Annotated in this window: 13 protein-coding genes; 7 read left to right on the top strand and 6 right to left on the bottom strand. The window is 68.1% G+C overall.

The window, feature by feature from the left end; genetic code table 11:
- The first annotated feature begins 95 nt into the window (after nucleotides 1–95).
- The 3 genes from ACP7C5_RS14105 (at nucleotide 96) to lexA (ending at nucleotide 1,478) form a co-directional block, all read left to right on the top strand.
- Nucleotides 96–431, top strand: coding sequence for a BLUF domain-containing protein (locus ACP7C5_RS14105; protein WP_426264736.1), 336 nt, complete (start codon nucleotides 96–98; stop codon nucleotides 429–431).
- Nucleotides 428–742 carry a hypothetical protein gene (locus tag ACP7C5_RS14100; RefSeq protein WP_426264735.1) on the top strand — a complete coding sequence of 105 codons (315 nt, stop codon included), beginning with the start codon at nucleotides 428–430 and terminating at the stop codon, nucleotides 740–742. Before ACP7C5_RS14105 ends, ACP7C5_RS14100 begins: the two co-directional genes overlap by 4 nt.
- 70 nt (nucleotides 743–812) lie before the next feature.
- Entirely contained in the window at nucleotides 813–1,478 is a 666-nt protein-coding gene (gene lexA, locus ACP7C5_RS14095; protein WP_133187207.1) for a transcriptional repressor LexA, read from the top strand.
- 60 nt (nucleotides 1,479–1,538) lie between these two features.
- On the opposite strand, the gene ACP7C5_RS14090 is transcribed toward lexA, so the two are convergent.
- Together ACP7C5_RS14090 and ACP7C5_RS14085 are read right to left on the bottom strand one after the other, a co-directional pair.
- Nucleotides 1,539–1,751, bottom strand: coding sequence for a DUF4287 domain-containing protein (locus tag ACP7C5_RS14090; RefSeq protein WP_426264734.1), 213 nt, complete (start codon nucleotides 1,749–1,751; stop codon nucleotides 1,539–1,541).
- A gap of 77 nt (nucleotides 1,752–1,828) precedes the next feature.
- Complete coding sequence (locus ACP7C5_RS14085; protein ID WP_426264847.1) at nucleotides 1,829–4,039, bottom strand: ComEC/Rec2 family competence protein; 2,211 nt, start codon at nucleotides 4,037–4,039, stop codon at nucleotides 1,829–1,831.
- A gap of 85 nt (nucleotides 4,040–4,124) precedes the next feature.
- On the opposite strand from ACP7C5_RS14085, the gene gltX reads away from it, so the two are divergent.
- From gltX to ACP7C5_RS14070, 3 genes are read left to right on the top strand one after another with little or no spacing between them, the layout of a single operon-like run.
- The gene (gltX, locus tag ACP7C5_RS14080; RefSeq protein ID WP_426264733.1) at nucleotides 4,125–5,579 is read left to right on the top strand and encodes a glutamate--tRNA ligase; all 1,455 of its coding nucleotides are present in this window, start codon (nucleotides 4,125–4,127) and stop codon (nucleotides 5,577–5,579) included.
- 18 nt (nucleotides 5,580–5,597) lie between these two features.
- Nucleotides 5,598–6,884 carry a citrate synthase gene (locus tag ACP7C5_RS14075; RefSeq protein WP_189676791.1) on the top strand — a complete coding sequence of 429 codons (1,287 nt, stop codon included), beginning with the start codon at nucleotides 5,598–5,600 and terminating at the stop codon, nucleotides 6,882–6,884.
- Complete coding sequence (locus ACP7C5_RS14070) at nucleotides 6,881–7,075, top strand: hypothetical protein (RefSeq protein ID WP_426264732.1); 195 nt, start codon at nucleotides 6,881–6,883, stop codon at nucleotides 7,073–7,075. Before ACP7C5_RS14075 ends, ACP7C5_RS14070 begins: the two co-directional genes overlap by 4 nt.
- Before the next feature lie 118 nt (nucleotides 7,076–7,193).
- Here ACP7C5_RS14070 and ACP7C5_RS14065 read toward each other — a convergent pair whose 3' ends face one another.
- The 4 genes from ACP7C5_RS14065 to ACP7C5_RS14050 are packed head-to-tail and all read right to left on the bottom strand — an operon-like array spanning nucleotide 7,194 to nucleotide 11,226.
- Nucleotides 7,194–8,579, bottom strand: a complete 1,386-nt coding sequence (locus ACP7C5_RS14065; RefSeq protein WP_426264731.1) for a sensor histidine kinase — start codon at nucleotides 8,577–8,579, stop codon at nucleotides 7,194–7,196.
- Nucleotides 8,576–9,685 carry a DUF2336 domain-containing protein gene (locus ACP7C5_RS14060; RefSeq protein ID WP_426264730.1) on the bottom strand — a complete coding sequence of 370 codons (1,110 nt, stop codon included), beginning with the start codon at nucleotides 9,683–9,685 and terminating at the stop codon, nucleotides 8,576–8,578. The genes ACP7C5_RS14065 and ACP7C5_RS14060 overlap by 4 nt, the downstream gene beginning before the upstream one ends.
- 36 nt (nucleotides 9,686–9,721) lie before the next feature.
- A complete protein-coding gene (locus tag ACP7C5_RS14055) occupies nucleotides 9,722–10,882 on the bottom strand; it encodes a hypothetical protein (RefSeq protein ID WP_426264729.1) in 1,161 nt (386 codons plus the stop codon).
- Nucleotides 10,883–10,932: 50 nt separating this feature from the next.
- Nucleotides 10,933–11,226, bottom strand: coding sequence for an Hpt domain-containing protein (locus ACP7C5_RS14050; protein ID WP_133187189.1), 294 nt, complete (start codon nucleotides 11,224–11,226; stop codon nucleotides 10,933–10,935).
- A gap of 82 nt (nucleotides 11,227–11,308) precedes the next feature.
- On the opposite strand from ACP7C5_RS14050, the gene ACP7C5_RS14045 reads away from it, so the two are divergent.
- Nucleotides 11,309–13,636, top strand: coding sequence for a hypothetical protein (locus ACP7C5_RS14045; RefSeq protein ID WP_426264728.1), 2,328 nt, complete (start codon nucleotides 11,309–11,311; stop codon nucleotides 13,634–13,636).
- Nucleotides 13,637–13,640 lie beyond the last annotated feature (4 nt).

The raw sequence follows: 13,640 nt of genomic DNA, 5'->3' as shown, positions 1-13,640 counted from the left end.
CCTGATTCAGGATACGATACCGATACACGATCCACCGCAACGACAGGCTGCCGACACCCCCCTAGCCCCGGCCCTCACGAGAAGGACACAAGGGCATGCGGCGAATCCTTTATGTCAGCGGGAACACCGTTTCGAGCGTCACGGCCGACCTCGCCGGCATCCTCGAACAATCACGGCATAATACCGCGCTCGACAGGATCACCGGGCTGCGATGGTCGGACGGTCGCAGCTTCCTGCAAGTGCTCGAGCGTTCGCGCATGAGCGTCATGGCGACGTTCGCCCGCATCCTCGCCGACCCGCGTCATCATGCGCCGATCGTCCTCCAGCACCGCCATATTCGCCCCCACGAATCCGGCGGCTGGACCATGGCGCACCCCACGTCGGCGCCGCGGCCGACGCGGATGACGCCCAGATCGGGCGGCTGCTCGTGAACGCAACCGAAGCGGTGCGCACGCACTTCCACACGCTGATTTCGGCAGGCCATAGCGCCGCGCTCGCGCTCCCGGTCAGCGCGATCGGCACCCCGCCGCCCGCCCCGACGCCCGATTACGGCACCCCGCCGCCGCGGCGCGTCGATCGCCGGATCGGCGAACCCTTCCATAATGTCGGGCTCGCGCTCGCCAGCGCGTTTCCCGTGGGGCTGCAAGGCACGAACATTCACCATGACGCATGCATCGAACTGCTCCGCGGCATCGCGGGGAGTGCGACCAGCGACTCGCAGGATACCTGCGCCGGACGGTGACAGCATCGCTTGACGGGCGATTTTTCGTTCCGTATAGGTTCGTCGTCTGTTCCGACGAAAGGGCCGCGCGATGCTTACCCGCAAGCAGCATGAGCTGATCTGCTTCATCAACGACCGGCTCGACGAGACCGGGGTATCGCCGTCCTTCGAGGAAATGAAGGAAGCGCTCGACCTCAAGTCGAAGTCGGGCGTCCATCGCTTGATCAGCGCGCTCGAGGAACGCCAGTTCATCCGCCGCCTGCCCAACCGCGCGCGGGCGCTCGAAGTGCTCAAGATGCCCGAGCGTGGAATCAAGACCCCGACCAAGGCGGCCCCCGCCGCCGCTTCGCGTGCAGCACCACAGCCTGCCAACGACGTGATCGAAATCCCGCTGCATGGCCGGATCGCGGCAGGCGTGCCGATCGAGGCGTTCGAGGGCGCATCGATGCTCTCGGTCCCCGCGGCTTTGCTCGGCAATGGCGAGCATTATGCGCTCGAGGTGTCAGGCGATTCGATGGTCGAGGCGGGCATCCTCGATGGCGACTATGCGCTGATCAAGCGCCAGGATGTCGCGCGCGACGGCGAGATTGTCGTGGCTTTGATCGAAGAGAGCGAGGCGACGCTCAAATTCTTCCGTCGCGAAGGTGCAATGGTGCGGCTCGATCCGGCCAACCGCGCCTACGATCCGCAGCGTTATGCCCCCGCCCAGGTGCGCGTGCAGGGCAAGCTCGCCGGGCTGTTACGCCGGTACGACTGAGCCACGGTCGGCGTGATCGACCGTCGCGCTTGATGGTCGCGCGGCGAGCGATCGAGCGGCTCAGTCTTTGTGCTCGGCAAGGGTGTGCGCGACGAGCGCGTTGGCGTGGCCGTGGCCCATGCCATGCTCGGTCTTCAGCATGGTGACGAGCGCCATGTGTTTTTCCGGCAAACGCTCGCGCACCATCGCCTGCCACTCTGCGATCGGACGGCCATAGGTCTTCTCGATCGATGGAAAGTACGATGCGGGCCCTTTGATCGCTTGGTCAGCCACGGCGTGCAGGCTCCGAGATGCGGGAACGTCCCGAGGATCTTCCGGTATTTGGGGGAAAGCCGCAAGGCCACCCCGCCCTATCGTTTCCCGTCCGTTACTGCTGCCCCAGCCCTCCCCGACAATCGAGCGCGCCAACGCATCCGGCCAACCCACCGCCGCCGACCAGCGTCGCCCTCCGGCGCCGCGATCCACGGATGCCGGTCGCCCGGATGGCGAACGGTCCGCACCGAATGCGATGCCAAAGCGATCGCAACGCCGCCGGTTTGCGCCAGCGTCTCGCGGTCGAGCCGCAGCCACTGCGGAACGCAATGGCGCGGCAAGCGCCGCTCGCTGATCACGATGTCGGCGCCGGCACACGCCGCGACGAGGTCGAGCGTCGGGACATGATACGCGCTGCGCGTCGCCAGGATGCGCCACTGTCGCCCTGCGACGGTCCGCGTCATCAGGCAGAGGTCGCGGCTGCAGCGCGCCTCGTGCTGCTCGGACATCAATACCGGGAGCGCAGCGATCCCGCCATTCTCGGCGAGCATGTCGGCGGTATAGTCCCCGGTCCGGTCGCGCAGCAAAGCGACGTCGCCCGCCGAGGTGCGGATCGCGACATGCCGACCGTCTCCGGTGACGATCAGATCGGGCGCCGGGGTCAGCAGCGCCCATGCCAAGCCGATCGCTAGCGGCAGCGCCCCCAGCCGCCGCCAGCGCGTGCGCCACAGGCCGATCCACAATCCGCCCACCACCATCAGCGCGTAAGCGGCGCCCGGCATTGCCGGCAGTGGCGCGACCGAGCCCGGGACCGCCGCAGTCATGTGCGCAATCCACAACAGCAGATCGAGCGAGCGAGCCGTCAGCCACCAGAACGGCAGCCCCGCGCCCACCGTATCGAACAGCAACGCCAACGCCTCGCACGGCATCGTCACGAACGTCGTCAGCGGGATCGCGACGATATTGGCGACCGCGCCGTAAATCCCGGCTTTGTGGAAGTGGAACAGCGCGATCGGCAGCAAAGCGAGCTCGACGACGATCCCGGTCAGCAGCAGCGACGCCAGTTCACGCGCGATCCGCGCCAGCCGCGTCTGCTCGCGCGGCCCGAACCACACGCGCAACCGGGGATGTTCGTTGAGCGAGACGATCGCCGCGACCGCCGCGAATGACAACTGAAAACTCGGCCCGGCGAGCGCCTCGGGGTACAGCAACAGCACCACGATCGCCCCCGCCGCGACCAGCCGCAGCGTCAGCGCCTGCCGGCCCAGCGCCAAAGCGACCAGCACGAGCAACGCCGCGACGCACGAGCGGATCGTCGGCACCTCGGCCCCGGTCAGCAGCGTGTAGCCGATCGCCGCGAGCGCCCCCGCACCCGCCGCGATCAACGGAACGCGCGTCTTCAGCGCGATCCACGGGCTGAGCGCGAGCAAGCGCCCGACCAGCAACATCACCGCGCCGACCGCCGCGGTGATATGCAGACCGCTCACCGACAGCAAATGCGCGAGCCCGGATCGGCGCATCGCCTCATTGTCGGCGAGCGGGATCCCGCCTTGATCCCCCGTCGCGAGCGATGCGGCGATGCCCCCCACCCCGCCCCCGCCAGCGCTCGCTTGGATGTGCTGCGACAGCCGCTGCCGCAGGCCGACGCCGCCTGTCCCACCGCCAGCGAGGATCGTGATCGGCGCAAAGCCACGCCCGGTCGCGCCGATCGCGTCGAACCAGGCGGTCCGCGCATAGTCATAGGCGCCGGGCACGCCGGGCGGCGGCGGCGGCATCAGCCGCGCCGAGAGCCGCAGCGTCGCACCCGGCACCAGTCCCACGGGAACGTCGGCATCGACGAGATTGACGCGGATATGCGCTGGCAGCGTCGGCAACGGCCGAACCGGCTCGCGCGTCGCGGGCACCGCCAGCACGTGCAGCGGGGCCAGCCGCAACCGCACCACATCGCGCGCCGCAAGCGGCTCGACCCGCTCGACTCGTGCGGTGAAGGTTGCGATCGTCGGTTCTGCGAGCACCACGTGCGCCACGCGCTCGGCGCGCCACCAGATCAGCCCAAGCCCGATCGCGACCGCAAACCCGCCAACCGCGACGACCCGCGCCGCACGCCCATGCAGCGCCAGCGCCACCCCGGCGAGCGCCACCGCGATCGCCACTAGACCAGCCGCTTCCCATGCCGCCGGATCGGGCAGCACGAACCACAGCGCGATCCCCGCGCCGAGCGCCACCGGCAACCACAGCGGCAATTGATCGCGCTCGGCCTCGAGCCAGCTCTCGAGTCGATCGCCGACGCCGAACCACCCCCGCGGCACGCCGATTTGAAGCGCAGGAAGGTGCGTGCTAGAGGCGCTCAAGGCTGATCCGGCCATCCAATCTCTAGTCTGGGAGCATGCGCGATTGAGCGCAATATCTGACCCCGCCGCGGCCCCCGCCGCCGGCGCATCCGACACCAAGGTCGTCACGCGGTTCGCGCCGTCGCCGACCGGGTTTCTGCACATTGGCGGGGCGCGCACCGCCTTGTTCAACTGGCTCTACGCGCGGCATCACGGCGGCCAGTTCCTGTTGCGGATCGAGGATACCGATCGCGCGCGCTCGACCCAGCCGGCGATCGACGCGATCCTCACCTCGCTGCGCTGGCTTGAGCTCGATTGGGACGGCACCGAAGTCTATCAATCGCAGCGCGCCGACCGCCATGCGCAGGTCGCGCACACGATGGTCGAGCATGGCCATGCCTATCGCTGCTATCTGACGCAGGACGAACTCGCCGCGATGCGCGCCGAGGCCGATGCCGCGAAGAAGCCGCTGCGCGTGCGCAGCCCGTATCGCGACGCCGACACCAGCGCCGAGACGCGCCCGTTCGTCGTCCGGCTCAAGGCCCCGCTCGATGGCGCGACGACGATCGAGGACAAGGTCCAGGGATCGGTTACGGTGCAGAATGCCGAGCTCGACGATCTCGTCCTGCTCCGCTCGGACGGTACGCCGACCTATATGCTCGCGGTCGTCGTCGACGATCACGACATGGGCGTGACGCACGTGATTCGCGGCGACGATCATCTCAACAACGCTTTCCGCCAATTGCCGATCATCCGCGCGATGCACGCGATCGAAGGCGGCTGGCCCGACCCGGTCTATGCGCACATCCCGCTGATCCACGGCTCGGACGGCGCCAAGCTGTCGAAGCGCCACGGCGCGGTCGGCGTCGAATATTATCGCGATGAACTGGGCGTGCTGCCCGAGGCGCTCGATAACTATCTGCTGCGTCTCGGTTGGGGGCATGGCGATGACGAACTCATCAGCCGCGACCAGGCAATCGAATGGTTCGATCTCGACGGCGTCGGCAAATCACCATCGCGGTTCGATCTCAAGAAGCTCGAGAACCTAAACGGTCAATATATCCGCCAGGCGGATGATGCGCGCCTTGCCGCGCTCATCACGCCGCAGCTCGGCTTCGAACCGACGGACCGTCAGGCAGACATACTTCGTCGCAGCATGGCATCGCTGAAGCCGCGTGCCGCCAACCTCAACGAGCTGGCCGCGGGAACGGCGTTCCTTTTCCACGTTCGACCGGTGGAAATGCACGCCGAAGCGACCGCGCTGTTAAGCCCAGATGCACGCGCTTTACTCGCCCGACTGCACGTCGCGCTTGACGCGACCGAAAGCTGGGATACGGAGACGCTCGAAGCTGCGGTCCGGCAGGTCGCCGAGGATGCAGGGGTCAAGTTGGGTCAAGTCGCGCAGCCGCTGCGCGCCGCACTGACCGGACGCAAGACCTCGCCCGGAATCTTCGACGTGCTCGATCTGCTCGGGCGCGACGAGAGCCTGGGGCGTATCGCCGACCAGATGGCCGCTTAAGATTTCGAAAGGACCACGATGACTGACTCCGTCAAGCTGAACGCCGCAGGCAAGGACCTCGATCTCAAGGTCCTGTCGGGCAGCGTCGGTCCCGATGTGATCGATATCCGCAAGCTCTATGCGCAAACGGGCATGTTCACCTACGACCCGGGCTTCACGTCGACCGCATCGTGCGACTCGGCGATCACTTACATCGATGGCGACGAGGGCGTGCTGCTCCACCGCGGCTATCCGATCGGCCAGCTCGCCGAGAAGTCGACCTTCATGGAGGTCTGCCACCTCCTCCTCAACGGCGAGCTGCCGACCAAGGACGAGCTCGACAAATTCAGCTACACGATCAGCCGCCACACGATGCTCCACGAGCAGCTCGCGACCTTCTATCGCGGCTTCCGTCGCGACGCGCATCCGATGGCGATCATGTGCGGCGTCGTCGGCGCGCTCTCGGCCTTCTACCAGGATTCGGCCGACATCACCGATCCGCAGCAGCGCATGATCGCGAGCCATCGCCTCATCGCCAAGATGCCGACGATCGCCGCGATGGCGTACAAATATTCGATCGGCCAGCCGTTCATGTCGCCGAAGAACAATCTCAGCTACACCGGCAACTTCCTGCAGATGACCTTCGGCGTTCCGGCCGAAGAGTATGTCGTGAACCCCGTCGTCGAAAAGGCGATGGACCGCATCTTCATCCTCCATGCCGATCACGAGCAGAACGCGTCGACCTCGACCGTCCGGCTTGCCGGCTCGTCGGGCGCCAATCCGTTCGCGTGCATCGCGGCCGGCATCGCTTGCCTGTGGGGCCCCGCGCATGGCGGCGCCAATGAAGCCGCGCTCAACATGCTGCGCGAGATCGGCACCGTCGACCGCATCCCCGAGTATATCGCGCGCGCCAAGGACAAGAACGATCCGTTCCGCCTGATGGGCTTCGGTCACCGCGTCTATAAGAACTACGATCCGCGCGCGACCGTGATGCAGCAGACCGTTCGCGAAGTGCTCGGCGAGCTCGGCGTGACCGATCCTGTGTTCGACGTCGCGATCGCGCTCGAGGAGATGGCGCTGAGCGATCCGTACTTCATCGAGAAGAAGCTGTTCCCGAACGTCGATTTCTATTCCGGCGTGATCCTCTCGGCGATCGGCTTCCCGACGACGATGTTCACCGCGCTGTTCGCGCTTGCCCGCACCGTCGGCTGGGTCGCGCAGTGGAACGAGATGATCTCGGATCCCGAGCAGAAGATCGGCCGTCCGCGCCAGCTCTACACCGGTCCCACGCAACGCGACTTCGTGCCGCTGGCTGACCGCACGTGAGCGGGGTCAAGGCGCTCGCCTTGGTGGCGGGCGTCTTGATCCTTGCGTTCGGCCTGCTGTTCGCAGGCCAGGGGGCCGGGCTGATCATGTGGCCGGCCTCGAGCTTCATGCTCAAACAGGGCAGCTGGGTGCTCTACGGCGCGATTGTCGCGCTCGCGGGCGCTGGTTTGATCTGGTGGGCGCGCCGCTGAGGCGCCTCCCCTATCGTCACCCCGGCCTCGTGCCGAGGCCCACTCGGATACGCGTACTGCCCGCGGAGAACGCGCGGCACGGTAGACCCGGGCACAAGGCCGGAGTGGCGTTTCCGCGCTACGCCGCCGGCAGCGTAAACACGAAGCGCGCACCCTGCCCCGGCGCCGAATCGACCGTGACATCGCCCCCCATCGCCCGCGCCAGCCGCCGCGCGATATAGAGGCCGAGCCCGCTGCCCCCGGCTTCGCGCGGATCGACGCGCTCGAACTTCTCGAAAATGCGCGCCTGGTCGTCGAGCGCGATACCCTTGCCCTGGTCGGCAACGATCACCGCGGCGATGCCACCCTCACGCTCGGCGCGGACCCACACCATCCCGTCGGTCGGCGAATAGCGCACCGCATTGCCGATCAGATTGACGAGAATTTGGAGCGCACGGCGGAATTCACCCGTCGCCGCAAGCGTCTCGCCAAACCCGGGCCGATCGACTCGCACACGTGCCTCGCTCGCGCGGACTTGCAGCAAGCCAGCGGCCCGACGCGCAACGTCGGCCAGATCGACAAACTCGTGCAGCACCGCGAAATCGGGTCGCTCGATCGCCTGGAGATCGACCAGATCGTCGACGAGCCCGCGCAGATGCCGCCCCGCACTCGCGATGTCGGCCGCGTAATCGGCATAATCCTGGCGCAGCGGCCCTTCGGACTGGTCGTAAATGCTGTCGGCATTGGCAATGATCCGGTCGAGCGGCAGCCGCAGCGCTTGATCGAGCCGCTCGGCAAACGCGCTGATCGTCGCGTCGGTGCTAGGCGTAGGTTCTGCCACCGGCGCATCGTCGAGCATCTCGACCGCGCCGACGAACCCGGCAAACGCCCCGCTCGCGTCGGTCCGCGGCGTCGCCGACAAGCGCACCGCGCGTGCCGAATCGCGGATCCGCGCGGGTTGATCGTCGAAGCGCTGCTGCAAGGCGAGCCCGCCGAGGATCGGGAACGCACCGCCATCGCTCTCGCCGAGAATGAACAGCCGCGTCAACGGCTGGCCAAGCATCGCGGCCGCATCGAAGCCGTAGCGGGGCCCAGCGGTGATCGACAGGAAGGTCAGCCGCAGCGCGCTGTCGGTTTCCCACAGCCAGTCGGCTTCGCTGCGCAGGAAATCGCTGGCGCGGTCATTGGCGATGTCGCCGGGATACCACGGCGCGCGCACACGCCAGCCGGTGATCGTCAGCCGCACCCCGTCGGGCGCCTTGCTCGGCCCGGTCTCGGGCTGTGCGCGCACCCAGAGTTCGAGGTCTTCGTCGCCGTCCGCCGCGACGATCCCGCGCGAGACGAGGATGCCGAGCCGCTGCGCCAGATGCACGAGCGTCGCGATCTGCGGCACTGCGAGCGGAAGCCCGATCGCCCCGCCCGCGCGTGCGTTCAGATCGTACAGCCGCTGGTCGGCCTCGACCAGCCGCCCATCGCGGTCGATCAGCCCGCGCACCGGCGGCAGCATCGGTTCGTTCACGTTCATCGTCCGCGCCCTAGCGCAACCAGCGCGGCGCGGTAATCGCGGTGGAGCAACAGCGGCGCGAGCGCCTGCCGCGCGAGCACCGGATCGATCGCGGCGATGACGTCGAGCCCGTCGGCGAAGCGATCGATATCGCGCGCCGGATCGGCCTCGCTCAATGCCAGACCGATTCGCGCAATCGATTGGCGGTCGAGCTCGAGTGCGCGCAGCAACAGCCACAAGCGGTCGGCGCCGGGATCGAGCACGATCTCGCGCGCGTCGTCGTAATCGATCCCCATCGCATGCGCGAGCAAGGCGATGAACAGAGCAAGCCGGCGGTCGGCGAGCGCTTCGACCAGCAGCCCGGCGAATTCGTCCGCCTGCGGATCGAGCGCGGCGGCAAGCCGCAGCGCGACCGCTTCGAGCCGCTCGCCCTCGTCATGCGCGGCGATGCTGCGCAACGCAGCCTCGGACAGCGCACGATCGAGCTGCGCCAGCGCATCGGGCGCGCCATCTCCAAAGCGTTCGCGCAGTACCGCCGCGACCCACCAGACCAAGCGGTGATGCAATTCCGCGGGCAATTCGGTCGACAAGGGCTGGCCGGGCGGCAGCGGGATGCGCCGCCGGCTTTCCGCCGAGAGCAACGCCATCGCGCCCGCCGCGACGACGCCATCGGCCGCGCCGACGAGCCGCGGCAACAAGCTTGCACGATCGGGATCCTCGGGCGCTTCGCTCGGCAAAGCGTCGGCGAGCAGATCCTGCCGCACACGCCCGAACAGTTCGCGCATCAGATCGGGATCGCGCATCAGCCCCGAGCCGATCAAGCGATCGCGCGTCGCGGGCGATTCGCGACCGAGCGCATCGGCCAGGTGCGGCACCGCGCGCGCCGCGAGCAGGCGCGCGGCATGGCCCCGCAGCGCGGCTTCCACGCCAAGCGCAAGATCATCGAGCACGCGCCCCATCGCGAGCCGCGTCCGGTCATCGAGCCGGGCATGATCGGAAAGATAGAAATCGTCGATCGCGCCGCGCAGCCGCGAATCGGCACGGCCATCCGCCGCCGCTGCCCGGGCAAGCAGCGCCATGGCACCCGCTTGGGCGCCGTCATCGATGTCGCGACGTTCGATCGACATGCGTCAAGCATCTAGGGGGTTGTCGTTAAAGCCAAGCTAAGGCTTTTGACGAAACCCCTCAATGGCAGCGGCAAGCGTCCCCGCCGCATAAAGCCCCGCCGCAGCCAGCGCGAGCAGCGGTTGCCCAAGCAGCAGGACGACGAACAGCACCGCGGGATAGGCCGCAGGGCTCGCCCACCAGCGCCGCTGCAACGCCGGATCGGCGGCCCGCTCGAGCAACGCCGCCGCAATCACCAACGCGACCGCGAGAATCGGTCCGGCCGGTCGCGCGGCGCCATAGCCGACCAGCAGCGCCGCAAGTGCAGCCATGCCCGGCTTGGCATGGTCGGCGAACTGCGCGAGCCCGCTCTCATCGCGCACCCACGCGATCGCTGAAGCTACCGTCGCTATCACGATCGCGAGGCAGGTGATGCCCATGCCGATCGCCGGATGCCCTGAAAGGATGGTGAAGAACCCGCCAATCGCCGCAACGCCACTCGCCGCGATCAGCCCGAGCGTCGGCACGGTGCGCGCCATCAGCGGCGGGAGCGCGAATCGCACGAGCGGCGCGAGCAGATAGCGGTCCGCCCAGCGCAACGGCTTGGCGACGAGCGCGGCGACCATTCCGTTGCCACGCCGCGCCAGCGCCTGTGCGCTCCGCTCGATGCTATGGTTGACCGCCATATGCGAATCGAGATGGACATGATCGGCACCGCCCTGCGCCGCGACGCGCAACAGCGTCGACTGGAAATCATAGTCGCGCGGCAGGGCGGCTACCTCGGCGACGCGCTTGCCGTCGAGCAACGCCAGGCCGGCCCAGGCGGTGTCCGCGCCGACGCGCTCGTAATGCGGATCGCCTTCGTTGGTGACGAGCAGGGTATCGTGCGGCATCAGCGCGATCGCCTGGACGACGTCGCCCGTCGTCACCACGCCGTCCGCTACGACGAGCACGCGCGCGAGCGGATGGAGCTTCTCGAGCGCCTCGGCCGCGGTGCGGACCGCATCGACCGAGACGCCGCGGCGCCCGATCCGGCTGATCGCACCAAGCAATTCGGGGGTCATGCGCGCAACGATCAGGATGATCTGCGTGGCGCCAGCCTCCGCGAGCAAGCGCGCCTGGAACTCGATCAGCGTCAATCCGCCGAACGGCAGCGTCGCGGCGAGCACACCCATCCGGTCATCGGCATCTTCGGTCGCAAAAATCAGTCCTGCCAGCATCGCAGGGCTGTTAAGGCCTTAGCGCGATTAAGGCAAAGCCCGAGAAATGCTCAGAGGCGCTCGACCGCGCGCCGCAGCCGGCGGAGCAGTGCGGCATCGTGCGCTTCCGCCTCGGCCGCCTCGGTCGCGATTGCCATCAGCCGCACCGCGCCGAAACTCGCGGCCAACCCGCGCAGCCGGAACGCAGCCTCGCGCCACGCCACGTCGCCGCGCGCGGCTTCGAGCACGGCGAGCCCGTGCTGAACGCTGTCGAGAAAGGCTGCGCGCAACTCGGCGATCAGCGCGGGCTCGTCGCCCACGGCTGCCGCCAACGTCGCATCGATTGCACCGGGATCATAGGCCATGCGCCCCGCATAGCGAACGACCGGTTAAGCCAAGGTTTCGCTATTCGCTTTGCGCGCGGCATAATCGTGGTAAACGTCGGGGATGAACGGGGGTTCGCGGATCATCGACTTGCGGCCAAACGGCGCCGCGCTCTCGGCCGAAGCGCGCGACGGCGTCGCTGCGGCTGAACCCCTGGCACGCCCCTATGAGGAACCGATCGAGCTGACCCACGTAATTGATGACGTGATCGAAGACACGATCGAAGACGAATCCGGGCGCCGTCCGTTTCCTTGGCCCGCTTTGCTCGGCACCGCTGCGTCGGTCGGCTGGGTCGGCGGCATGGTCGCCTTGTCGTGGACGAGCTTGCCCACGTTGACGCCCCCGGCGCTTGCCAGCTTCGTCGCCAGCCTGTGCGTGCCACCCGCCTTGATCGGGATCGTCTTCCAGCTCGCGATGCGCTCGAGCCGCGCCGAGGCAAAGCGCTTCGGCATGACCGCACGCGCGATGCGCGCCGAGGCCGCAAGCCTCGAGCGGACCGTCGCAGTGCTCGGCCGCAGCATCGACACGCACCGCGCCAACCTCGCCGAGCAAACCACCGCGCTGTTGGCGCTCGGCGATGGTGCCGCCGCGCGGCTCGCGAGCGTCGGCTCGGGGCTCGCCGCGCAAGTCGCGCACGCCGATGCGCATGCCGCAACGCTCGCGACCGCCGCCGACCAGGCGCATACGCGGCTCGAAGTGCTGCTCGCGCTCCTGCCGCGCGCGCATGGCGAGACCGATGCGCTCGCGCATTTGCTCAAGACCACCGGCGTCACCGCGAGCGAACATGCAGCGGCGCTCGACGCGCAGCTCACCGCGCTCGCCGAGCGCGGGCGCGAGGCCGATGCCGTCGCGAACGGCGCCGCGCAAAAGCTCGCGGCGCATATCACCCGGATGGAGGCCACAAGCGAGACCGCGGGCGCGCGGCTCGAACAGGTCACCGGCGACATGTCGCATGCGGTCGACGCGCTGCTCGGCCGCACCGCCGACGCGGTCGACGAAGCGCGCAAGGGCATTGCCGCCCAAGGCGACGCGATGCTCGCGATGCTCGGTACGAATCAGGCGGCGCTCGATCGCGCGGCGCATGACAGCGCCGAGGGTCTTGCCGCGCGCATTATCGACATCGAGCATTTGATCGAACAAGTCGTCGCGCGGCTCGGCGAGCAGCGCGAGCTCAGCCACGGAATCGTGCGCGATATCGATCAGGGCATTACGCATGTCAGCACGCAGTTCGACCAGCTCAACACGCAAGGCGTAGTCCGCGCGCAAGCGCTGGCAGCCTCGATCAGCGCGCTCGGCGGATCGGCCGATGCGATGACCGAAGCGCTCCGGAGCGGCGACACGATGGCGACCAACGCGATCGCGACGACCGAACGCTTGCTGCTGGCGCTCGATGCCGCCGCGCGCGAGATCGACGAGACGCTGCCCGACGCGCTGACCCGGCTCGACGCGCGCACCGCCGAGAGCCGGCGTATCGTCGCCTTGGCCAAGCCCGAACTGCTGGCGCTCGTCACCGCCGCCGAAAGCACGCACGACGCGATCGAGGCGATCGCCCACGTCATCGCCACGCAGCGCGACACCGTCGAGAAACTGGCTGGGACGCTGCTCGACACGCTCAGCGACAGCAAGCTTCGCGCCGATGCGCTCGGCCAGATGGTCGACGACACGATCGATCGCACACACCGCTTCGCCGAAGAGGCCGCGCCGCGACTGGTCGAGGCGCTGTTGCGCGTTCGCGATTCCGCCAGCGCCGCCGCCGACCGCGCGCGCGATACGCTCGCTAATGTCATACCCGCAGCGGCGGCCGCGCTCGAGGAACAAAGCACCGCGGCGATGGAACGCGCGACCGCCAGCGCGCTCGATCGCAAGATCGCGAGCATCGGCGACGCGGCCAACGTCGCAGCCGACGCGGCCGAACGCGTCGCCGAGCGCCTGACGCACCAGATGGCGGCGATCGCCGCATCGACCGCCATCGTCGAGACCCGGCTGGTCGAGGCGCGGCAGGAGCGCGACAAGGCCGATCAGGATACGCTGACGCGCCGCGTCTCGTTGCTGATCGAATCGCTCAACTCGGCCTCGATCGACATCGCCAAGGCGTTCTCGACCGACGTCTCGGACAGCGCCTGGTCAGCCTATCTCAAGGGCGATCGCGGCGTCTTCACGCGTCGCGCGGTGCGGCTGATCGATGCCGGTGAAGCGCGCGAGATCGCACGGCTGCATGACGAGGACCCGGCCTTCCGCGACCAGGTCAATCGCTACATCCATGATTTCGAAGCGATGCTGCGCGCGATCCTGTCGCAGCGCGACGGCTCGCCGCTCGGCGTGACCCTGCTGTCGTCGGACATGGGCAAATTGTACGTGGCGCTGGCGCAGGCAATCGAACGCCTGCGCTGAGCCG

It is taken from the genome of Sphingomonas sp. PWP1-2 (genome assembly GCF_049898305.1).
Taxonomy (GTDB): Bacteria; Pseudomonadota; Alphaproteobacteria; order Sphingomonadales; family Sphingomonadaceae; genus Sphingomonas; species Sphingomonas glacialis.
This window is presented reverse-complemented; position numbering and strand designations above follow the sequence as displayed.